General features: G+C 65.1%; 23 protein-coding genes. 6 read left to right on the plus strand and 17 right to left on the minus strand.

All coding sequences use genetic code 11. The annotated features are described in order from the left end of the window. Positions 1-6 precede the first annotated feature (6 nt). Complete coding sequence (locus PMO31116_RS05540; protein WP_150565828.1) at positions 7-480, minus strand: DUF2244 domain-containing protein; 474 nt, start codon at positions 478-480, stop codon at positions 7-9. Between the two features lie 610 nt (positions 481-1,090). Between PMO31116_RS05540 and PMO31116_RS05545 the strand changes: the two genes are divergently transcribed. Continuing rightward, the gene (locus PMO31116_RS05545; protein ID WP_150565829.1) at positions 1,091-2,011 is read left to right on the plus strand and encodes an autoinducer binding domain-containing protein; all 921 of its coding nucleotides are present in this window, start codon (positions 1,091-1,093) and stop codon (positions 2,009-2,011) included. On the opposite strand, the gene PMO31116_RS05550 is transcribed toward PMO31116_RS05545, so the two are convergent. The 10 genes from PMO31116_RS05550 to PMO31116_RS23600 form a co-directional block, all read right to left on the minus strand. Beyond that, on the minus strand, positions 1,962-2,606 hold the full coding sequence (locus tag PMO31116_RS05550) for a flavin reductase family protein (RefSeq protein WP_150565830.1): 645 nt from the start codon (positions 2,604-2,606) through the stop codon (positions 1,962-1,964). The two genes, PMO31116_RS05545 and PMO31116_RS05550, sit on opposite strands and share 50 nt — an antisense overlap. A gap of 144 nt (positions 2,607-2,750) precedes the next feature. Next, positions 2,751-3,704 carry an FAD-dependent oxidoreductase gene (locus PMO31116_RS05555; RefSeq protein WP_150565831.1) on the minus strand — a complete coding sequence of 318 codons (954 nt, stop codon included), beginning with the start codon at positions 3,702-3,704 and terminating at the stop codon, positions 2,751-2,753. Further along, a complete protein-coding gene (locus tag PMO31116_RS05560; protein ID WP_150565832.1) occupies positions 3,701-4,981 on the minus strand; it encodes a pyridoxal-phosphate dependent enzyme in 1,281 nt (426 codons plus the stop codon). The genes PMO31116_RS05555 and PMO31116_RS05560 overlap by 4 nt, the downstream gene beginning before the upstream one ends. Next, positions 4,969-6,015 (minus strand): ornithine carbamoyltransferase, encoded by a 1,047-nt coding sequence (locus PMO31116_RS05565; RefSeq protein ID WP_150565833.1) that lies wholly within the window; start codon positions 6,013-6,015, stop codon positions 4,969-4,971. Before PMO31116_RS05565 ends, PMO31116_RS05560 begins: the two co-directional genes overlap by 13 nt. Positions 6,016-6,034: 19 nt before the next feature. Continuing rightward, positions 6,035-6,976, minus strand: a complete 942-nt coding sequence (locus tag PMO31116_RS05570) for a diiron oxygenase (protein ID WP_150565834.1) — start codon at positions 6,974-6,976, stop codon at positions 6,035-6,037. Beyond that, positions 6,969-8,438: an adenylosuccinate synthetase gene (locus tag PMO31116_RS05575; RefSeq protein ID WP_150565835.1), complete on the minus strand. Its 1,470-nt coding sequence runs from the start codon at positions 8,436-8,438 to the stop codon at positions 6,969-6,971. The genes PMO31116_RS05570 and PMO31116_RS05575 overlap by 8 nt, the downstream gene beginning before the upstream one ends. Further along, positions 8,435-9,472: a 2,3-diaminopropionate biosynthesis protein SbnB gene (gene sbnB, locus PMO31116_RS05580; RefSeq protein WP_150565836.1), complete on the minus strand. Its 1,038-nt coding sequence runs from the start codon at positions 9,470-9,472 to the stop codon at positions 8,435-8,437. The genes PMO31116_RS05575 and sbnB overlap by 4 nt, the downstream gene beginning before the upstream one ends. Then, positions 9,469-10,539, minus strand: a complete 1,071-nt coding sequence (gene sbnA / locus PMO31116_RS05585; protein WP_246185152.1) for a 2,3-diaminopropionate biosynthesis protein SbnA — start codon at positions 10,537-10,539, stop codon at positions 9,469-9,471. The genes sbnB and sbnA overlap by 4 nt, the downstream gene beginning before the upstream one ends. A 293-nt stretch (positions 10,540-10,832) precedes the next feature. Then, positions 10,833-11,753 carry a methyltransferase domain-containing protein gene (locus PMO31116_RS05590; RefSeq protein ID WP_150565837.1) on the minus strand — a complete coding sequence of 307 codons (921 nt, stop codon included), beginning with the start codon at positions 11,751-11,753 and terminating at the stop codon, positions 10,833-10,835. A 259-nt stretch (positions 11,754-12,012) separates the two neighbouring features. After that, positions 12,013-12,228: a hypothetical protein gene (locus PMO31116_RS23600; protein ID WP_174970868.1), complete on the minus strand. Its 216-nt coding sequence runs from the start codon at positions 12,226-12,228 to the stop codon at positions 12,013-12,015. A 114-nt stretch (positions 12,229-12,342) separates the two neighbouring features. Between PMO31116_RS23600 and PMO31116_RS23605 the strand changes: the two genes are divergently transcribed. Together PMO31116_RS23605 and trmL are read left to right on the plus strand one after the other, a co-directional pair. Then, positions 12,343-12,792 carry a ComF family protein gene (locus tag PMO31116_RS23605; protein ID WP_174970871.1) on the plus strand — a complete coding sequence of 150 codons (450 nt, stop codon included), beginning with the start codon at positions 12,343-12,345 and terminating at the stop codon, positions 12,790-12,792. Positions 12,793-12,808: 16 nt separating this feature from the next. Continuing rightward, positions 12,809-13,279 (plus strand): tRNA (uridine(34)/cytosine(34)/5-carboxymethylaminomethyluridine(34)-2'-O)-methyltransferase TrmL, encoded by a 471-nt coding sequence (gene trmL / locus PMO31116_RS05600; RefSeq protein WP_150565839.1) that lies wholly within the window; start codon positions 12,809-12,811, stop codon positions 13,277-13,279. Here the strand turns inward: trmL and PMO31116_RS05605 are convergent. The 5 genes from PMO31116_RS05605 to PMO31116_RS05625 form a co-directional block, all read right to left on the minus strand. Next, positions 13,261-13,791, minus strand: coding sequence for an O-acetyl-ADP-ribose deacetylase (locus tag PMO31116_RS05605; protein WP_150565840.1), 531 nt, complete (start codon positions 13,789-13,791; stop codon positions 13,261-13,263). The genes trmL and PMO31116_RS05605 overlap by 19 nt on opposite strands. 113 nt (positions 13,792-13,904) lie before the next feature. After that, positions 13,905-14,924: an NAD(P)H-dependent glycerol-3-phosphate dehydrogenase gene (locus tag PMO31116_RS05610; protein WP_150565841.1), complete on the minus strand. Its 1,020-nt coding sequence runs from the start codon at positions 14,922-14,924 to the stop codon at positions 13,905-13,907. 63 nt (positions 14,925-14,987) lie between these two features. Further along, a complete protein-coding gene (secB, locus tag PMO31116_RS05615) occupies positions 14,988-15,494 on the minus strand; it encodes a protein-export chaperone SecB (RefSeq protein WP_023597819.1) in 507 nt (168 codons plus the stop codon). Between the two features lie 68 nt (positions 15,495-15,562). Then, on the minus strand, positions 15,563-15,823 hold the full coding sequence (gene grxC / locus PMO31116_RS05620) for a glutaredoxin 3 (protein ID WP_023597820.1): 261 nt from the start codon (positions 15,821-15,823) through the stop codon (positions 15,563-15,565). A gap of 17 nt (positions 15,824-15,840) precedes the next feature. After that, positions 15,841-16,248 carry a rhodanese-like domain-containing protein gene (locus PMO31116_RS05625; RefSeq protein WP_150565842.1) on the minus strand — a complete coding sequence of 136 codons (408 nt, stop codon included), beginning with the start codon at positions 16,246-16,248 and terminating at the stop codon, positions 15,841-15,843. 233 nt (positions 16,249-16,481) lie between these two features. Between PMO31116_RS05625 and gpmA the strand changes: the two genes are divergently transcribed. The 3 genes from gpmA (at position 16,482) to PMO31116_RS05640 (ending at position 19,997) form a co-directional block, all read left to right on the plus strand. Beyond that, positions 16,482-17,228 (plus strand): 2,3-diphosphoglycerate-dependent phosphoglycerate mutase, encoded by a 747-nt coding sequence (gene gpmA, locus PMO31116_RS05630; protein ID WP_023597822.1) that lies wholly within the window; start codon positions 16,482-16,484, stop codon positions 17,226-17,228. A 385-nt stretch (positions 17,229-17,613) separates the two neighbouring features. Next, positions 17,614-19,164 (plus strand): S41 family peptidase, encoded by a 1,551-nt coding sequence (locus PMO31116_RS05635; protein ID WP_150565843.1) that lies wholly within the window; start codon positions 17,614-17,616, stop codon positions 19,162-19,164. Between the two features lie 80 nt (positions 19,165-19,244). Then, on the plus strand, positions 19,245-19,997 hold the full coding sequence (locus PMO31116_RS05640) for a HesA/MoeB/ThiF family protein (RefSeq protein WP_150565844.1): 753 nt from the start codon (positions 19,245-19,247) through the stop codon (positions 19,995-19,997). A 132-nt stretch (positions 19,998-20,129) separates the two neighbouring features. Here the strand turns inward: PMO31116_RS05640 and ptsP are convergent, their stop codons facing one another. Further along, entirely contained in the window at positions 20,130-21,866 is a 1,737-nt protein-coding gene (gene ptsP / locus PMO31116_RS05645) for a phosphoenolpyruvate--protein phosphotransferase (protein WP_150565845.1), read from the minus strand. Positions 21,867-22,051 lie beyond the last annotated feature (185 nt).

Raw genomic sequence — 22,051 nt, forward strand, 5'->3', positions numbered from 1 at the left:
TCTCTCTCAGGCCTGTTGGGCAAGACAACGGCGCAGCTCGCGCGCAAACGTTTCGCGGCGATGCGGCGCAAGATAGGCGCCGACGGTGATCGAGCGGCCGCCCGAGCGCAATACGATGCGCGTGCGCGGCGGTGTCTCGACGTCGATGCGTACCCAGCGGGGATTGAACTCGTACTGCGTCAACCTCTGTGCTGAACGTTGCTCGACCACAAGGCTCATGGGCGACAACCGAATGACCTCGTAATCTGTGGCATGCCGGGCATGAATGACGAACGCAACGCCCACCACGAGCAAGTCCAGGCCTGTGAACGGCAAGACCAACCACCCACCGCGCCACGCCGCAATCAAGGCAACACCCAGCGACACGGCGGCCAACGACAGGTAGAACAGGACAAACTGGCGCGGCGATATCGCGCAGTTGCGCTTGTGCGTCCATTCCTTCGTCACCGATCCGACGTCGGAGGAAGAGGCTGCGAGCATCGCCGTCACCCGTGGGGCATTTTGGGTCTTTCATGTCCGACGGCCGGGAACCAACTGCGTCCGGGCCGCGACAAACTGCCGCATTATAGAACGCGCCTTCTCGAAGCGACAACATTGATACCGAGTATTTGGCGCGCCATAGCATTCTCCTGAACCCATTGATGCAAAAGGGAAATCCGGTAATTCCCCTAGCCGAAAAACATCGCTGCCAAGCATCTACGGGATACTCCCTATGTGCCCCGCGTTTGACACAATGCAGCACGGAATCACTCGTTGCGGTGTCCTGAATACCGTTCGGTCCACCGCGATGCGGGTCGACAGTCACGCATGACGACCGGTAATCACCGGCATCTCCAGCTCCGTCATTCACGCCTTGCCCGATTTCGCGAGACACGTCCGCGCCGAACCGGCATCGCTGCAATGCGGGATTCGTCCGATATCCATCCACAGTAGACGCTGCACCCGATTTCGCGTGCGACGTTATGTCGCGGCTGCTGAGGCGTGCCGTCGATGGCGCGCCTGACGCACCGTCGCGCCCCGCGGCGACACGCCGTGCGCGCACCCCCTACCCGCATGCTACAAGCGAACATCGTCCCTACATCGCCATGCCATGCGTGCCACACGCTGCCCCACACCTCGTTCGTTCACCGACCATCTGAGCACACTGCACGCGGCCAGCGACGTCGATGGCGTGCGCGCCGCGCTGGTCCCGCTGTGTCGCGCGCTCAGGCAACGCTACTTCTGCTATCGCGGTCATTTTCCGTTGCCGGGCGATGGCGTGGCCGTGCCACGACTCGGCAATCTGCCACGCGCTTGGGAGGCGCGATATGAGCAGCGGCGATATGGCGTGATCGACCCGGTACTCGCGCTCGCCGCTCGTCAGCTCACTCCCGTGGAATGGACGCCCGCGCTGTACGCCTCGCCCGAGGCACGTGAACTGCTGCGAGAGCAGCGCGCGGCGGGACTGCGCGCCGGAATCACGTACCCCGTGTTTGCCCCTTCCGGGGCATCCGGCACGTTGAGTCTGTCGTCGAGCCATGCCTCGGCCCGACGCCTTCGCGCAAACGGCACCCATGCCTGGGTGTTGCATGCGGGCGCCGTGCTGGCCATGCACGTGCATGAAGCCGTCTGGCGCATCGTGCAACGCGACGCCTCAGGCGCGCATGCCCCGGTTCTGACGCCGCGGGAGCGCGAATGCCTGCAATGGGTCGCGCGTGGCAAGACGTCATGGGAAATCGGGCGCATCCTCACCATTTCCGAACACGGCGTCGTTTTCCATTTGCGAAGTGTCATGCGCAAGTTCAACGTCTCGAGCCGACATCGGGCGGCAAAGCTCGCCAGCGATTACGGCCTGCTCGATGACGGGCCGGCCATCGCGTCGTCCCAGGCTCAGGTCTCCACGCCGTCTTGCTCGCCAACGGTTGCGTCGCTGGAACCGGCATCCTTGCCAACGCAGGCGCCGCCTCCCCCGCTGTCGCTCGTCACTTTCGGTTGGCCAGATCCGCGAGCGTCCTGTACCGCGTCAAGGTGAACGTGTCGCTTGCGGCATTCACGAACGATCCTCCCCCCAGCCGGCCGATCGGGCGAAGCCCGGCAAGATCGACGTGATGCGAGACCGGATCGAGCAGTGCCGAATCGACGTGCACCGCCAGCACGGTCCCTAGCACGACCCACCCACCACCGGGCGACGCACTGATTTCGATCACGTCGCGCACAAGACATTCATAGGCGACCGCCGCCTCCCGCACACGCGGCGGCCGTACGCGCGACGAGGCGACGGGCGTCACCCCGGCCAGATCGAACTCCGACTCGCCCGGAGGCAACGGCACGGCGGAGAGATTCACGGCGTCGATATTCGACGCGCTCGCCACATTCACGACGAACTCGGGCACGGCCTCGATGTTGCAGAGCGTGTCCTTCTTGCGCTTCGGCGGCGGCGGCACCACCGGGCAGAACAACACGGTCATCGGCACGCAACACACCCCCATGAAGTATGCGTACGGCGCAAGATTCGGACGCCCGTGGGCATCGACCGTGCTGACCCATGCGATAGGGCGCGGCAGGATCGTGCTCATCATGAAGTTGTAGATGCTCGACTCGTCGAGGGTGGTCGGGTCCAGTTCCATGTTGCCGCTCCGGGTGGCGCGTCGCGCCGATTGATAGGGACGATTGCTGCGTTCGCACGCCCTCGGTGAGGGAGATGTCTGGGCTGTCCGGGCTGTCTGAGGTGTCAGGGCCGTCAGGAGCACGGGTTTGAGCGACGCGATCCGTCAACCGCCCTCCTCGACCATGCGCACGACTTCGTCGGCGCATCCCCATGACAACGTGAACCCACCGCCGCCGTGGCCGTAGTTGTGGAGCAACCTCGCATGCCGCGAGTCGCGCGCCACACGCGCCGTCCGCCGCACGGGCCGGAAACCGACCCGCGCTTCGATGACACGAAGTCGCGCCACCCCCTCGCACAACCGCGAGCAACGTTCGACAATGTCGTCGATTCGCGCGTGGCCAACGAGCGTCGATGTGAGTTCCGCGTCGGCCGTTCCACCGAGAATGACGTCATGTCCGCGATCGACGACATAGGTTGGCGAGATCGGGTCGGAATCGTCGATGAAGCAGCCGTTCACGCACGGGTCACTCGCCGCGCGCAGCACCACGGCTCGCGACAACGCAAGGGCGTCGTCGCCGAACCGTCGGCTGCCGTAGCCACAGCAATTCACCACCCAATCCGCTTGATCGAGCAGAGGTATCGGGTCGTCGACCCGTTTCAGCACGCACCGACCGCCGGCGTCGAGGAAGGTATTCATGAGATAGCGCAGATAAACGGCGGCGTCGGCAACGGGCACGTCCATCCGGTACGCACATGCAAATCCTTCGGGAACGTTATGCGGTGCGACCCGGCTGAGGCGGTGGGCGCATTCGGCCCACCATGGCGCTCCCGCGTCGTGACGAAAGTACTCGGTCAACTCGCGCATGCGGATACCCGATGACGCATCCTCAGCGAGCCGGGCCATCGTTGCGTAGGTTTTTCCGGCGCGAGCCAGATAAACAAAGTCCGGCGCCTGATAGAACGGATGCCAGATCGCGGCGGCAAGTGCCGAGGTCGTCTGCGACGGCCCCTCGGCGGCGTGCACCTCGACATCACATCCTGCCAGGCAAAGCGCTACGGCAGTGGTCAGTCCGCTGACGCCTGCGCCGAGCACGACGACGTGTCGACGACGTGTCATGGTCGCGTATCCGCCTTCCCGGCGAGCCGCCGGTTGTCTTGCGCATGGTGTGGTCCGACATCCAGGATGTCGGAGGCGCCATCCAATGGCGCGTGTTCCGACGCCTGTACGGATTTGAGCCCGCTGCCTGTGCCGAGCACCACCACGCGCGCTCCCGGTGCGATCAGCCCGCTTGCCAGACAATCGCGCAGCGCGGCGTAGCCTGCCGCCGAAGACGGCTCGAACCAGAGGCCGAACCGCTGCGCGAGCGCGCGCGAGGCTGTCATGATCTGTGCGTCGCTGATCACAACGCAATCGCCACGCGTCGCCCGCAATGCGCTCAATGCAGCGAAGTGATCGCGCGGACGCTCGACACAGAGGCTGTCAGCCACCGAATCGGGATGCACGGCAACCGGCGCGTCCGGCAGGTCGATGTCGCGGTGCCTCCCGTGCGCCCGCCAGTCTCGTGCAATGCTGTTCGAGCGCTCGGCTTGCGCGGCGAGCAATCGGGGGACGGACGACGTGATGCCAAGAGAGAAGAGATCGAAGAATCCCGTTGCGATCCCGGAGAGCAGGTTACCGTCGCCTGTCGGGACGATTACCCAATCCGGTACTTGCCAATCGAGCGACTCCGCAATTTCGAATGCACACGTCTTCTTTCCCTCTCGGGTGAAGGGATTGACGCCGGTGTTTCGGCAGCAGACGCGCGCGTCGTCGGCCATCCGCTCCGCAATATCGAACGCGGCGTCATACCCGCCCTCCACCAGTCGAACCGTCGCGCCATACGCGCGGATCTGCGCCAGTTTCGCCGGCGGCGCCGAGGCCGGCACCAACACGGTCGCACGCATGGCATGCGACGCTGCGATACAAGCGAGCGATGCACCGGCGTTGCCGGTCGACGCCGTGACGACTCGCTTGCATCCCGATCGTCTCGCGACGGCGAGCACCAGCTCCGTCGCCCGGTCCTTGAGCGACCCGCTCGGGTTGCGCGCTTCGTCCTTGATCCAAAGGTGCGCGCTGCGCTCGGCACCGCAGTCGACCAGTGGCGTTCCGCCAACGTCCAAGCGGCTGCGCCAGCGGTCGTCGACAGGCAAGAGCGCCGCGTAGCGCCACATGCCCCGACCACGAAACGCACGGACAAGATCCGCCGCGGCGGGCGAGTGACTGTCGGCTTTGCGTTCGACCCGCAGGTTCTGGCCGCACACGTGACAGCGATACCGAATGCCATCCCACGGTTGCGGCGTCGCGCATCGCACACAGACATAGTGGTAGGAAAACGCGCAAGTCATGCCAGACATCCCGGGTTGAGCAAATGGGCCATCACGGCGTTCTGCGCGTGAAGCCGATTGGCCGCCTGCGCGAAGACCCAGGACGAGGGCCCATCGATCACGTCTTCCGAGACTTCCTGTCCGCGGTCAGCCGGCAGACAATGCATGTAGCCCGCACTCGGCGCCGCGCGCTGCATCACCCGCGCATCGATGCGCCAGTCGCGGTGGCGCTCGAAGACATCGCGCATCGCGGCTTCATCGACGGACTCCCCAAGTCGCTTCGGGAGATGCGCAAGACTGCACCACGACTTCGCGTAGACGACATGCGCACCGTCCACGCCGGCCGGCCATTCGTGCGTGACGCGAACGGATGCGCCGGTCTGTCCGGCAATCTGCGCCGCCGCCTGCATCACGTGAGGGTCGAGCGCGAAAGCGGGAGGGTGCGCAAGCGTTACATCCATCCCCGTTTTGACCGCTGCGAGCAACAAACTCTGCGGCACCGCCACCGGCTTGTGCCAGCTTCCCGAGTACGCCCAACTAATGCATAGCCGTCGCCCCGGGAGTTCGCCCAGCGCTTCGCGCATCGTCATCACGTCGGCCAGCGCCTGACACGGATGAAATCGATCGCATTCCATGTTGATGACCGGCACGTCGCTCCACTGCGCGAACGCCTCGAGATGACGATGCGCCGCGCCGTACACCCATCCTGCGGGCTCGCCGTACATGCGAATCGCGATGGCATCGCCGTACGACGAGAGGACTCGGGCGACGTCCGCGATGCGCTCCGTCGCGTAGGGAATTTCGGCGTCCGGAAGCGCCGGCGTATAGATGCCGTGACGCGGATCGAGCACCACCGCGTGCCCACCCATTCGCGACAACCCGGTCTGGAAGCTGCTTCGCGTGCGCAACGAGGCGTTGTGGAAGAGGAAGTAAATCGTACGGCCACGCAACACCGCTTCCGTGTGCATCGGATAGCGTCGTTTGAATGAAAGCGCGGCATCAAGCAGCGCGCAATAGTCCGCCGCGCGCAGGGTCATGTCGGGCGCCAGCCAATGGCAAGTCACACGCTCCTCCTCATCCTCATCATGCGGGGGGCCGCCAGCGACCCACGCGATGCGCAAACCGCTCCGTACACGACATGCCGAGTCGCTCGAACAGGCGCCTTGGCACCAATGCCGCCTCCATCATCTGCACGCCGACCTGCAACGGATCAACGCTGTCCCGGAGGATCCGATCCGCATCTTGCGACGTCATTCCCACAGCACACAGATGCGCGTGCCACGTTGGAAGCTCGGGCGCGAGAAAGGCCACCATCAACTCCGGCACGATCGCGTCGAGAAAACCACGCTCATCCGGCGAGAGCAGGGGCACCCACTCCCCGACAAAGCGCACGAACGCCGCTTGATGCCGCATCTCGTCGGCGCCATGTTCGGCCAGCAGCGTGCGCACCGGCGCGTAGACGCTGTCGCCTGCGCCCGCCTCACGCAGCGTGCCGGTAATCAGCGTCTCGGTGATCGCCGCCGCCGCCACGACGGCCGTCCCCCGACACGACTCGGGGGCAGCCTCGCACAGCGCCATGACCCGCGCGACACTGAGCGAGGAACATTGCGTCAGCGAGTATCCGGTGGCCGCATGGCAATGGCGGCGAAAGCGCTCCATCATCCACGTATGAAATCCCTCATCCGTATAGATGGCGAGAAGATCGTCACGGGTTACCGACCGAACGCCAGGAATGTCGAGCATCTGTTCAACGGCGCGATTGACGATATGCAGCTCGACGCGTTCCGTCCGGTTCAGGTAATCGGCCAGACGCAACACGCTCAGGTGTTGTCGCGTTGCTTGTCCCCGCGCGCACACCAGCGGATGCATGGCATACGGCATGAGCGACACGTTGAACAGCAGATCATCGGGGCGAAGCGCGGGGAACGGCGTCTCCGTTGCGCACCGCGTGACGGCCGCGACATCGCGCCACGGTCGCAGCTCGGGCCGGGATCCGGGGGCGTCGATCGATGATGGATCAGCCATGCGCCTCCCCCACTGGAGCCGGTGTTGGCGGATGCGAAGCAAGCGACACCAGGCCGGCGCGCTCGGGACCGAGGCCGATACCCGCCAGCGGCGCGCCGATATGTCGTTCGACGAATTCGACGAAGCCGCGCATCGCACTGTCCAGTGTTCCGTCTCGGCTGCGCGCGATGGCGCTTTCCGTCAACCCCGTGTAGATCTTCAGTTCGGACGCCTCGCCGCCGGACAGCGCATCGCGTTGCACCCTGACGGGCACGCCCTGGTAGGTCGACTGAAAATAGTGCGTCAGACAATCCACCTTGTTGAGGTAGACACAATCGACGGCGTGCATTCTCACGACGTCACCCAACGCGGCGAGATCCAGGATACCGATACGGCGTGGCCGCCCCGTGCCCGTGCCATACTCGCCCGTGAGCATGCGAAGCGCCGTGCCGACATCGAGCGGATCCTGGGACCGCAACAGCGTGTCGGGTGAATGACGTTGAGCCTCTTCAACGACACCCACTCGCGATTGCGACGCCGCATGGCAATACTGCGCGGAACGCTCGCCGCCGAGTTCCGAAGGGAACGGGCCACGTCCGACGCGCGACATGATAGCCTTGGCCACCCCGATGGTTCGGCGGTGGAATTTCGGCGGCAGGTCGCCGCCCACATACGCATAGGCCGGCACCGTGTGGCTCGACGTGACGAAGGGCTGCGTGCCGTCGACGACGTCGAGCAACACGGACTGGGCGCCTTCGAACAACACGCGCCCGCCGGCCATCACGCGACGGGTGAGCCAGCTCCGATCCGGCTCGAGATAGGGACGCAGGGTGTGAGCGACCCTCGGCAGGCTCAACAGCAAGTCCGATAGCTCCGCCATCCAGGGGCACGCGCCGCCTTCTGCGTTGATCATGCCCGTGAGCACCCGGCGCATGGCCATCACCGTCTGCGCCTCCCGTTCAAGCAAATCGCCGAGCATCAGATTGACGCGCGTATCGTTGCGCACGCGCAAGGCGCGGTCGGCGTAGCACGGGCCGATACCGTTGCCGGTCGTGCCGATGGTGTCGCTGCCGCGACGGTCATGCGCAATGTGATGAGGCTGAACCAGCGCGGCTCTCGCACTGATGTGCAGCCGCCCGTCCAACGAGATCCCCATGTCGCGCAACTGCTCGATTTCGTCAGCCAGTTTCCAGGGATTGATGGCACAGCCCGAGCCGATGTACAGCGAGGCATGCGGGTGGAACACGCCCGACGGCAATTGCTTGAGGGCGATCTTGCCGAGCGGCGTGTCGATGGTGTGTCCCGCGTTGGCGCCACCATTGAAGCGTGCGATCACGTCGTAGTCCTGCGCCAGGGCGTCGATGATTTTTGCTTTGCCTTCGTCGCCATATTGCAGGCCGACCAGGACGTCGGCATAGCCGGCTTCGCGCTTCGACGCGTGGTGGGAACAGCGGGAGACGGTGTTACGGGTTGCGGAGGTCATGCGCGTTGCATATCAAGGAAGAAACGAGGAACAGGTGCTTGCCGAGCCGCCAGCCGTTCATAGACCCAGTGGCCGACGGCGACGTCCAGAATGCCGAGACCGAATGGCGAAAATACGACCGGGCGGTCATGCTTTGGAGGCTCGCCGCCACATAGCAGATGCGGCAGCGACGTCGTGACGAAGCGACGGTGGCCGGTCGCCATTTCGGCGAGGTGCAGCGATGTCTGCGCGCGCAGGCAATGATCGATATCGTCGACGACGTTGCACGACGCGAGCACGATCTCAGGAGCGAGATCACGCAACGACAGGTGAAGTACGAGCGGGCAGTGAGAAAACCACGCGACATCGTCGACATACGGCGCCGCCGCCGTCGTCGCGAACACGATCACATCGGCCTGCCGGACAGCGCGTTCGAGCGATGGCTCGCCATGCGCGGGGTAGCCGAGTTCCGTTTCGACGCGCGTGGCCAGTGCTCTCGCCGAATCGGGACGCAGATCGTGCACAATCACCCGTTCGATCGGCATTGCGCCAAGCGGGAGGCATTCCGCCACATGGCGCGAAATCACCCCCGCGCCAATGAGTGCGACGCGCACACCGCCGGCACGGATCGACGTTCGATTGGCAAAAAGGCGGCGCAACGCGCTGATCGCACTCGCCGCGGTCCGCGCGGCGCTGATGATGCTCGCCTCCATGCAAGCCATCGGATAGCCGGTCAACGCGTCGTTCAGAATGAGCACCGCCGACGCGCGTGGCATGCCCCGCTCGACATTGCCGGGAAAACTGGATATCCATTTGATTCCGGTCACACCCTCGCCATCGCCATCGCGAATATGCGCGGGAAGCGCGATGATCCGATTGGACCGCTCATCCGGGAAGCGAAGAAACTGGCTTTGCGGAATCACGGTGCTCCCGGCATGATGCGCTCGGTACGCCGCCTCGACCACGACCAGGATGTCGGACATTCCTGCGCGAACGGCAGCGTCGACCTGCTCGCCGGTGAATACGCGAAATTGAGGGGATGGCAGCGCGTTCATGACAGCGACGCGCTCGCAACGTCCACCGGATCGACCGTGGCCCGCCGCCCGCCCTCATCGACACCGATGCATGACGCCGCCCAGTCGGGGTCGTAAATCGTGTCGAGATACTTGTCGCCCATGTCGGGCGCAAGTGCCACGACCGCGTCGCCAGCGGCAATGTCGGCAGCCGACATTCGCACCGCATGCAGCACGCTGCCCGTCGATCCGCCCGCGAGCAACCCACGCCGTGCCAGGGCGTGGCACATGCGTAGCGTGTCCGTTTCGTCCACATGGACAATGGCATCCGGCGACTCGGCATTCGGGCCCTCGCTCAGCGCCGGACGGCAACTGGTGCCCAGCCCCGGAATGCGGCGCGGCCCCGGCGGACCGCCAAACGTGACGGAACCGGTCGCATCGACGGCCACGACGCGTGTGTTCAGGCGATGCTCCCGCACGTAGCGCAGGCATCCCGTCAACGTTCCGGTGGTGCCTGCGCCCACGAACAGATGATCGACGCGAGGCAGCGTCGCAAAGATTTCGGCCGCCGTCCACCGGTAGTGCGCGCGCCAGTTCTCCGGATTCGCGTATTGATTGAGCCATACCCATCGCGCATCGCGCGCCACGATCTCGCGGATCCATGCGATACGCGTGCCCAGGTAGCCACCCTGTGCGTCCCGCTGCGCCACCCGCACGATCCTGGCACCCGCCGCTTGCATCGCCCGGGTCGCCTGGCGCGAGGTGTTGGGATCGGTCACGCATGTGAAGCGATAGCCGCGATTGGCGCAGATCAGCGCGAGTGCCACGCCCAGGTTGCCGGATGACGACTCGACGATCTGCGTATCGGCGCGAAGGCGGTCCGTCGTCTCCAGGGCTTCGATCAGTTGCAGCGCCGTCTTGAGCTTGATCGACCCGGCCGGGTTCAACCCTTCAAGCTTGAGATGGACGGTGGCCGGGCACAATCCGTCGATGCTCACAAACGTTGGCCGCGACGGCTGGAGAAATGCGCCGTTCACGCAAAGCGTCAGTCCGTCTCGCGAACTGGCGCCCATGGCGGCGGTCGCCATCGTTTCGTGCTGATACCCCACGGCTCACCTCCCGAAATCGCGCCCGAAGGCAACGCAATGACATGCTGACGCGAGCGATTCGAGCGCAGGGAATCCGCAGCCGGATGGTGCCGGAATCGCGGAATGATGCTCCCGAACGCGCCATGCTCATGCATGCCGTGAAGCGTCATTTAAGCGAACAGGGCGCGCGCCGGCCACCTGCATGGTCGTGTAGGACGCAGGATGCGGTGAGCTAGCCGGTCCGGCACCGCCGGGCGGAAAACTTGATCGAAGGGGGAAACTTGGTGGGGGAAACCTTGTGAACGCAAACGCGTTCAGCGCGGTCGGCCGCCGCGCCCGATATCCTGAATCCGGACCACGGCATTGCCTGCCGCGTCCGTCTTTTCCGGAATTTTCCAGGCATGACCGTAGACGAGCTCGAACGTCAGCGAGATCGTCCCGTCGGCGCCGCGCTGGCGATCCAGGGCAGCTCGCAACGCGGCCAGACGATGGCGTCCGGTAAGGCCCGCGCGGCGCTCCGGCCGGGGGTTCACCCCCAGCAGCCGCACGTCGCGCAACAGCGTGTCCGGCGACTCGAATGTGAGCGTGAGGCGCTCCATGTCGGTGACCGGTGTATCGAAGCCGCTGGCCACCATCATGTCGCCAAGATCGTGCATGTCCGTCGGCTCGAGCGCGTGCGGCAGATCGTCGACCTCCGCCCACGCGGCACGCAGCTCGCGCAGCGTATCGGGACCGTAGGCCGAGAACATCAGCAAGCCGTCGGTACTCAGCACGCGGTGCCATTCCGGAATGACGCGATGCGGCTCGCGATACCAGTGCAGCGCGAGATTCGACCAGACCAGATCGAACGAGCGCGCCGCGAACGGCAATGCGGAAAAATCGGCCTGCACCACGCCGTACGGAGGCGCGCTGCGCAGCAAACGCCGCCATCCCGTCGCCGCGCCCGCTGCGGCGGCCGCTCGCGCCATGGCGAAGGAAGCGTCGAGCCCCACCCGATAGGCGTCCGGATAGCGCTCGCCGAAGCTCAGCAGGTCGCCCCCCGTGCCGCAGCCGGCATCGAGCACGCGCCCGGGTTTGAGCTTGATGTAGTCAAGCCGGCTCGCGAGTCGCGATGCCACCTCCCGCATGAGGAAATCGGCATCCGACCAGTGCGGCGCACGGCGATCGAACGCGGTGCGCAGAAAACGTGCGCTGAACGCGGGGGACAGGTTTTGGGGGGCGGCGGAAGGCTTCATGGGACAGGCGAAAAGGCGAGTCGGCAGTATACTCGCTGCTGCCCGAGCGCATTGGGCACCGCGGCGTCGCCCTCCGTGCCCGTAAGTGCCGGACAGCCCCGGCCAGTAGCTCGTTTGCACGCGTGCACGTTCGCCCATGGCAAAATCCGGCCTTCCGTCGACGGACATCGCCAGGCAAGGCAGTTCCCGCACAACGCCCCGGCCCGCCACACCACACCACCGACGCCCACTTTCGCCCGTGTCCATCCTTCGTGCCACCCTACCGACGCTCGCCCGGTTTGCCGAGGCACTGCTGCACGCGGCACTGCCCGATCATTGTGCGCTCTGCCATCGCCGCGCCGCGCGGCAGATCTGCTCGGATTGCGCCGATGTCTTCGACGTCGATCGCGCAGATCCGCCACGACGCTGCGCCCGATGTGCCGTCGCGCTGCCCGCGGTACGCGACTGCCGCTTCGAAGCCGACGCGCATGCTCATGCGACAATTTGCCGCACCCCGCCAAGCGTCGTCTGCGGACAATGCCTCCGGTTCCGTCCGGCCTTCGACGCGACGATCACCCTCGCGGACTACGTGGCGCCACTCGACGCGCTGATGATTCGTCTGAAATACCATGGCGCATTGCCGTTCGCTCGCGAGTTCGGACATCGCCTCGGCGACGCGCTTGTCGAGCCGGCTGGCGACGAGCCCCCGCTAGTGGTGCCGGTGCCGCTGGCGCCGTCGCGGCTCGCCGCGCGCGGCTTCAACCAGGCGTGGGAGCTGGCACGCGTAGCCGCACGGCGCGCGCGCCTGCCGGCGAGTGCCCGTGCGCTGCATCGCGAACGAACGACCGCCGCACAGCGCCGACTTTCACGCGAAGCGCGGCAATGCAACCTGCGCAACGCCTTCACGGCGAGCGCACAAGTTCGCGGACGCCGCGTCGTGCTGGTCGACGATGTGATGACGACCGGCGCCACTTGCGATGCGGCCGCGGCCGCGCTCAAACTGGCGGGCGCCACGCATGTGCGCGCTGCGGTCGCCTTGCGTACGCCGCCTTCCCGATAACCCTGCCCCGACCAACATGTTCAACGTCGTTCTCGTCTGCCCCGAAATTCCGCCCAACACCGGGAATGTGATCCGCCTGTGTGCCAACACCGGTGCCCGGCTGCATCTGATCGAGCCGCTGGGCTTCCCGCTCGACGATGCGCGCATGCGCCGCGCCGGCCTGGACTATCACGAGTATGCGCAAATGAAGGTGCACAAGGACTGGGCTGCGTTTCTGACCGCTGAAACCCCCGATCCGTCGCGCATGTTCGCGCTCACCACGCGCGGCTCACGCCCCTTCGGCGAACTGTCGTTCGCGCCGGGCGACTGGTTCATTTTTGGTTCGGAGACCCGGGGCCTGGATCCCGCATTGCTCGACACGTTTGCGACCACGCAGCGCGTGCGCCTGCCGATGCGCCCCGGGAATCGCAGCCTCAACCTGTCGAATACGGTGGCCGTGGTCGTCTTCGAAGCATGGCGTCAGCAAGGCTACGCAGGCGGTGCCTGATTGACGAGTTCCTTCCGATAAAGCGCGAGCATGGCCTTGTCGAAGCAAACGAACTCCACGTGCTGGATCTTTGGGAAATGCGCCAGCGCGTCGCGCACCGTAAACACCGCCAGAGGCACCGCCAACTCGGCGGGATAGCCGAAGACGCCGCAACTGATCGCGGGAAACGCCACGCTGCTGCATCCATGTTCCGACGCCAGGCGCAGGCTCTCGCGGTAGCAACTCGCGAGCAGTGCGGGTTCGTCGTTGGCGCCGCCGTGCCAGATCGGGCCGACCGCGTGAATCACATACCTGGCCTTGAGGTGGAATCCCGGCGTGAGCTTCGCCTGTCCGGTCGGACAGCCATGCAGCTTGCGACAGGCTTCGACGAGCTCCGGTCCGGCGGCACGGCGGATGGCGCCATCGACGCCGCCACCGCCCAGCAGCGATTCGTTCGCTGCATTCACGATGGCGTCGACCGGGGATTGCGTGATATCGCCTTGTGAGGCGTGCAGACGGGCAACTTGCGACATGGGCGGGACTCCCTTGCAGCGAGTGTCGGCGACGGAATGCCGTCGTCGGGGAAGCAAAGTGCCGACCATCCGTGGGAACAGTCGACGCACCTTGCGATTCGTCGCGGGAGACGTCAGCCGGAGTAGCTGTCGTCTTCGCGCTCCGCGCGGGCGTCGCGCCGCAACAGCGCCTCCACCGCGGCGCGCGCGGGCAAACCTTCGAACAGCGTCGCACACACGGCTTCGGTAATCGGCATCTGAACGCCGTGGGCATGCGCCAGATCGCGTACCGCACGTGCACATCGTACGCCTTCCGCTACATGGCCGAGCGATGCCAGCACCTCGTCGAGCGATTTGCCCGAGGCAAGTTGCAGTCCCACGGTGCGATTGCGCGACAGATCGCCGGTGGCCGTCAGAATCAAATCGCCCATGCCGGCCAGCCCCATGAATGTCTCGGGTTTGCCGCCCAGGGCGACGCCCAGACGCGTCATCTCGGCCAGTCCTCGCGTGACCAGTGCGGCACGCGCATTCAAGCCGAGGCCGAGTCCATCGCTCACGCCCGTGGCGATCGCCAGGACGTTCTTGACGGCGCCGCCCACTTCCACGCCGACCACGTCGTCGCTCGAATAGATGCGCAATGCGCCGAAATGACACGCGGCGATCGTCAGTTCGCACAGCGACGGCACCGCACTCGCGATCGTCAGCGCCGCCGGAAGACCCTGCGCGACTTCACGGGCGAAACTCGGCCCCGACAGCGACCCGCCCGCGACCTTGGGAAAGACCTCGGCCACGATCTGGTGAGGCAACAGTCCGGAATCGGCCTCGAAGCCCTTGCACAGCCAGATCAGATGCCTCGGCGCGTTAGCGGCCTGTGCCATATGCCCCGCCAGCGCGCGCAGGCCTGCCACCGGGACGGCGGCCACGCACAGCGCACGCTCGCCCGTACCGTGGGCCAGCGCCGTCGCGAAATCGGCTTCGAATCGCAAGCGTGGGGACAGCGGACAACCGGGGAGATAAGTGGAATTCTCGTGGGAGCTGGCGAGTTGCTGGAGCAGCGCCGCGTCGCGCGCCCACAGGACAACGTCATGGCGTGCCGCCATGTGACTCGCCATCGCGGTGCCCCAGGCACCCGCACCGAATACGGCAATCTTCATGAGGTGGACCCCGACGCGCGGGTCCGAGGCAGACGGACCGACGCGTCGATGGAGCGCGAGCGCTTAGTGGGTCTGGGCGGACGAGCCGTCGGGCATCACGATGCCCGGGGCCGGCGTCTCGCCGTTGGCCGCCTGCTGCTCGGCCAGTTGGGCCAGACGTTGCTCGTACAGCGCCTGGAAGTTCACTTCGGCCAAATGGATCGGCTGGAAGCCCGCGCGGCTGATGGCGTCTGCCACGTTCGCGCGCAAGTACGGGTAGACGATCGTCGGGCAGGCAATGCCGATGAGCGGATCGAGTTGCTCGACCGGCACGTTGCGAATCTCGAAAATACCGGCTTGCTTGCCTTCGACCAGGAACGCGACCTTGTCCTGGATCTTGGCCGTCACCGTCGCGATCACCGCCACTTCGAAGACGTGCTCGTTCAGACGCTCCGCCGCGACATCCAGTTGCACTTCAACGGTCGGCATCTCCTGCTCGAGGAAAATCGCGGGCGAATTCGGCTGCTCGAGCGACAGATCTTTCAGGTAAGCGCGCTGGATGCTGAAAAACGGCTGATTCTGGTCGGACATTTGTTCGTTTCCTTGGATATGAGACGGCCGCGCAGACACGCGGCCGAACGACTATTTTGCGGGCGGTATCAGGCCGCTTGCAAGAGCGGCACCAGGCCGCCGGCACGATCCAGCGCCGAAAGATCGTCGTAACCGCCAATGTGACGTTCGTCGATGTAGATCTGCGGCACGGTGCGGCGCCCCGTACGCGTCATCATTTCCTCGCGACGGGCGGGTTCCTTGTCGATCAGAATCTTCTCGATTTCCTGGACGCCACGCTGGCGCAGCAGACGTTCCGCCATCTGGCAGTAGGGACACACTTGCGTGCTGTACATCACGATCTTCGGCATGACTTGCAACTCCTCGATTACTTCACGACCGGCAGGCCGGCTTCCTGCCAGGCGGCAATGCCACCCTGGAGGCTGAACGCCTCAGCATAGCCAAGATTGCGAAGCAGCGTCTGAGCGCGCGCCGAGCGTTGGCCGCTCTTGCACACGATGAGTACCGGCGCCGCCTTGTTCTTGATGACCTGCGCGACCTTTTGTTCCACGTCGTCGAGCGGCACGTTGCGTGCCGACGGCAGGTGGCCCGCGGCGAATTCCTCGCCGGTCCGCACGTCGAGCACCACGGCGCCCTTGCGGTTGATGAGCTGGGTCGCTTCCATGGTCGACAGACCGCGACCGCCGCGCTTGAAGACCGGCCATGCGAGCATGCCGCCGGAGACGAGCGCGATGGCGATCAGCGCGAGGTTGGTGTAATCGGCAAAGAACTTCACAAACCACCTGAAAAAGGTCAAAAGAATCCGATCATTATAAAATATTCCGTGATTGCGCCGACGGGTCTCGTTGCCGATCGCTGCGCCGGACGCCGGCGGCCCCTTCGCCGCCCTCCCCGACGTCCCTCGACGTCAGCCGCAAACCCTTGCCGGGCGCGGCTGCACGAGGTAGCAGCGGCCGGACGCCCCCCCTTCGGCTGCCCCCGCTTTCCAACTCTGTTTGAAGTCTGCACATGTACAAGCTCGTTCTCATCCGCCACGGCGAATCGACGTGGAACAAGGAAAATCGCTTCACCGGCTGGGTCGACGTCGACCTCACGGAGAAGGGCGTTGCCGAAGCCGCCCAGGCCGGCGAGTTGCTCGCGCAAGCGGGTTTCAAGTTCGACCTTGCCTACACGTCGGTGCTCAAGCGTGCGATCCGCACCCTCTGGCACGTGCAGGACGCCATGGACCTCATGTGGATCCCCGTGGTGCACAGCTGGCGCCTGAACGAGCGCCACTACGGCGCGCTCGCCGGCCTGAACAAGGCCGAAACCGCCGCCAAGTACGGTGACGAACAGGTGCACGTCTGGCGCCGCAGCTACGATACCCCGCCGCCGCCGCTGAGCACCGACGACGAGCGCAGCTCGTTCAACGACCCGCGCTACGCCAAGCTCAAGCCAGAAGAAATTCCGCTGACCGAGTGCCTCAAGGACACGGTGGCGCGCGTGCTCCCGTTGTGGAACGAATCGATCGCCCCGACCGTGCGCGCCGGCAAGCAGGTGCTCATCGCCGCGCACGGCAACTCGCTGCGCGCCCTCATCAAGCACCTCGACAACATTTCCGACGACGACATCGCGGGCCTGAACATTCCGAACGGCACGCCGCTCGTGTATGAACTCGACGCCGAACTCAAGCCGATCCGCCATTACTACCTGGGCGATCAGGAGAAGATCGCCGGTGCGCTGGCCGCCGTGGCCGCACAAGGCAAATCGAAGTAAGACCTTCCGGCCTCGGCCCCGCGCCGGTCGATCCGGCCGGAATCGAGGCGTCGGGTAGCACGCCGCACCGTTGCGCCGTGCTACCCCCTCCCAGCCGCCCCCCGGTAATACGCGGTAAACGACGCCTAGCGCCTTTTGCGTACCCCATCTCACGTACGCCCGCCCATCCGGCGCGTGATTTGCCTGCAAAAGTGCGACCCTGCCAGCGGGCATCCCGCAAAAAATTCGTCCCGAGCGCGATTTAAACGACACTTTTCGGAGAACCACTCCGGAAAAGTCCCTGTCGAATGGGCAATGTCCCGCCTGCGGGCAAACGGTTATACTTCGCCAAAGCGCGCGCGCCCATTGGCTAGCGCCCCGAAAATCCCGGAATTTCCACGCCTATATGCGCCAAACCCTCAAACACATCGGCCTGATCGTGCTGGGCCTCGCGACCGGTGCGGCGGCCACCCTCGCGTTCTCGCAGGCCTCCGCCCAAAGCGCCACCACGCCACTGCCGCTCGAGCAGCTTCGTCTGCTGGCCGAAGTGTTCGGCCGCATCAAGCGCGAGTACGTGCAGCCGGTCGACGACAAGAAGCTGCTGACCGCAGCCATCAAGGGCATGGTGTCGAGCCTCGACCCGCACTCGTCGTATCTCGACAAGGACGAGTACAAGGAACTGCAGGAACAGACCCGCGGCCGCTTCGCGGGCCTGGGCATCGAGATCTCCCAGGAAGACGGACTCGTGAAGGTCATTTCGCCGATCGAGGACAGCCCGGCGTTCAAGGCAGGTCTCAAGCCTGGCGACCTCATTACCCGTATTGACGACAAGCCCGTGCGCGGCATGACGCTCGATCAGGCGGTGAAGCGCATGCGCGGCGCCCCCGGCAGCAAGGTCACGCTGACGATCTTCCGCAAGTCGGAAGAGCGCACCTTCCCCGTGACGATCGTGCGCGCTGAAATCCGGGTGCAGAGCATAAAGGGCAAGATGCTCGACTCGGGCATCGCTTACGTTCGTATCACGAGCTTCCAGGAACGCACCGTGCCGGATCTGGCCAAGAAGCTCCAGGAGCTGGCCAAGGATCAACCGGTCAAGGGCCTCATCCTCGATCTGCGTAACAACGGTGGCGGTATCCTCCAGTCCGCAGTGGGCGTTTCCGCGGCGTTCCTGAAGGAAGGCGCCACGGTCGTGACGACCAACGGCCAGATCGAAGACGCCAAGCAGAAGTACACGGCAACGTTCGACAACTACCGCCTGTCGGCCAGCCCGGACGATCCGCTCAAGGGTGAAGCCGCGATCTGGAAGACGGTACCGATGGTCGTGCTGGTGAACGCCTACTCCGCCTCGGCCTCGGAAATTGTGGCCGGCGCGCTGCAGGATTCGAAGCGTGCGCTCATCATGGGCAAGACGACGTTCGGCAAGGGTTCGGTGCAAACGGTGCAGCAGCTCTCGCCGGATACGGCGCTGCGCCTGACCACGGCGTACTACTACACGCCGAGCGGTCGCTCGATCCAATCCATCGGCATCAAGCCTGACGTGCCGGTCGACCAGAATCCGAAGGGCGATCCGGACGACGTGCTGGTCACGCGCGAAATCGATTACCAGAACCATCTGCACAACACGCAAACGCCTGACGAGCAGAAGGAAATCGACGCCCGCGAGGCCCGTCGCCTCGAAGAGCTGCGCCGCCTCGAGGAAGAGAACGCGAAGAAGACGCCGGAAGAGCGCAAGAAGGAGCGCGAGCAACGCCTGCCGGATCTGGGCAGCCCGGACGACTTCATGCTCCAACAAGCCGTCCACCAGCTCAAGGGCGAGCCGGTCCAGCGCACGAAGTCGCGCCTGGAAGCCAACGCCGGTCCGATGCCGAACGACGCCTCGAAGCCTGCCGCCGCCGGCGCCAGGACCGATGCGAAGCCGGCTGCGGCCGCACCGGCCAAGCCGTCGGACAAGAAGTAAGCTTCGGCTTTACACTACAAACCGTGCCAGCGAAAGCCGGCACGGTTTTTTTATTCCTTTTCCGTATCCCCCGTTTCGCAATGAACGACGATCAGTTGCTGCGCTACTCCCGCCATATTCTGCTCGACGAGCTCGGTATCGAGGGGCAGGAGCGCTTGCTCGCCGCCCACGCCGTGATCGTGGGCGCCGGCGGTCTCGGCTCGCCGGCCGCACTGTATCTGGCGGCATCGGGCGTCGGGCGCATCACCTTGATCGACGACGACGACGTCGATCTCACCAACCTGCAACGCCAGATCCTGCACGACACTCACAGTGTGGGGCGTCCCAAAGTGATTTCCGGGCGCGAACGTATCGCTCGGATCAATCCGGGGGTCGTGGTCGAGGTGGTCAACGAACGCGTTGACGAAGCGCGGCTCACGGCGCTGGTCCGCGAGGCGAGCGTGGTACTCGACGGTTCGGACAACTTCGTCACGCGACATGCGGTGAACCGGGCCTGTGTGGCGGCAGGTGTGCCACTGGTGTCGGGCGCCGCGTTGCGGTTCGACGGCCAGATCAGCGTATTCGACGTCCGCAACGACGCATCGCCCTGCTATGAGTGCATCTTTCCGGCCGACGAACCGTTCCCGGAGCAGGCGTGCGCCACCATGGGCGTACTCGCGCCGCTCGTGGGCATCATCGGCAGCATGCAGGCCGCCGAAGCGATCAAGATCATCACGGGCGTGGGCACGCCACTGGTCGGTCGCCTCCAGATGCTCGACGGACGCAGGATGAGCTGGCACACGATGCACTGTGCGCGCAATCCGGAATGCAAGGTCTGCTCGCGGCGGCACTGAACGCCCCGGCGCCCGTCCACCAGACAGGCGCCGGATCGCGAGATTGAATGCAAAAAAAGCGGACACCCGTCCACCGGGGTCCGCTTTTTTCATGCATCGGTCGACGCGCGACGCAACGCAACGCAACCGTTGTCAGGCGATGGCCAGCCGTGCCAGCGCGGCCTGCATTTCCTCGGGTTCCGTGGCGGCCAGCAATTCCTGCACGGGCCGTTCCAGATCGGGCAGGTGCGCCCGAAGGATCTCCTGCTTGACCTGGAGCAGCTGGCTCGGATGCATGGAAAACTCCCGCAATCCCATTCCCAGCAGCAGGCGCGTTGCCGTCGGATCGCCCGCCATTTCGCCGCAAACGGCCACCGGCACGCCGAATGCGTGCGCCTCGCGAATCGTCATGGCAATCAGGCGTAGCACGGCCGGATGCAGCGGGTCGTAAAGATGCGCCACGGCATTGTCCGCCCGGTCGATTGCCAGCGTGTATTGAATCAGGTCGTTGGTGCCGATGGACAGGAAGTCGAGCCGCTTCAGGAACATCGGCACGGTCAGCGCCGCCGCGGGCACTTCGATCATCGCCCCGAGCTTCACGCCGGGGTCGTAGAGCAGGCCGGCGGCGTCGAGCTGCGACTTGGCCTCGCGCACGAGTTCGAGCGTCTGATCGATTTCCTGCGCATGCGCGAGCATCGGGAACAGAATCTGCACCTTGCCGAATGCCGAGGCACGCAGGATCGCTCGCAACTGCGTGAGGAACATGCGCGGCTCCGACAGGCTCCAGCGAATGGCCCGCAGGCCGAGCGCCGGGTTCGGTGCGGTCTCGTATGTCTCGTGACTGTCGAGCGGCTTGTCGGCCCCGACGTCGATGGTGCGGATCGTGAGCGGCAGCCCGTGCATCGCTTCCACGGCGCGTTTGTAGGCTTCGAACTGCGCTTCCTCCTCCGGCGCTTCCTCCTCGTTCATGAAGAGGAACTCCGTGCGGAACAGTCCCACACCGACGGCACCTGCCTCGACCGCCGTCTTGGCGTCTTCCGGCAGTTCGATGTTGGCCAGCAAGGCAATGGGCGTGCCGTCGATCGTCTGGGCGGGGGAATGCTTCAACCGTTGCAGGCGACGCTCTTCCAGTGCGCGCTCGCTCTGTCGATAGCTGTACTCTTCGAGGACGATCGGCGCCGGATCGACGATGACGACGCCGTTGTCGCCGTCGATGATGATCACGTCGTCCTGCTTGACGAGCAGGCTGGCCTGCGCCACGCCAACGGCGGCCGGAATGCCCAGACTGCGGGCGACGATGGCCGTGTGCGACGTCTTGCCACCCAGGTCCGTGACAAAGCCCTTGAACGTCTGCGACTTGAATTGCAGCATGTCGGCCGGCGCGATGTCGCGGGCCACGACGATCATGTCGTCGCGCGGCGTCTCCGCGACCACATGCCGAATGCCGGGTGCGCCGGCGAGCGCCTTGAGCACACGCTCGGTCACCTGTTCGATGTCGGCACGGCGCTCTCGCAGGTACTCGTCGTCGATATCCTCGAAGCGAGCGACGAGTACCTCGAGTTGCGTCGTCAGCGCCCATTCCGCGTTGTAGCGTCGTTCACGGATGAGCTTGAGGACGGCGTCGGCCAGCAGCGTGTCGTTGAGAATCAGCGAGTGAACATCGAGGAACGCGCCCATCTCGCCGGGCGCGTCGTCGGGCAGTTCGGCCTTGAGCGTGTCGAGTTCGTGCTGGACAGTTGCCTGCGCGCTGTGAAAGCGCGCGATTTCGTCGTCGATCTGCGAAGGATCGAGCAGATAATGCGGAACATCGAGCGTGGCGGGCGCGAGCAGATACGCTCGGCCGATGGCGATGCCGCGGGAAACGGGAATACCGTGCAGGGTGAAAGACAAGGAAGTCTCCCCAGTTCAGAGGCGGGTGATACGACCGTATTCTGTGTTTATTTTACGTTTCGGGGGGCGTTTTCGGCGCATGTCTCGCGCATGTTTTGCGCGTGGATCAGGCCTGTATCACGGTAGGCGGCAACGGGGCGACGCATGCGTCCATGTCCCCGCGCGCGGCGGCGCGCCTGCAAAGC

It is taken from the genome of Pandoraea morbifera (genome assembly GCF_902459575.1).
Taxonomy (GTDB): domain Bacteria; phylum Pseudomonadota; class Gammaproteobacteria; order Burkholderiales; family Burkholderiaceae; genus Pandoraea; species Pandoraea morbifera.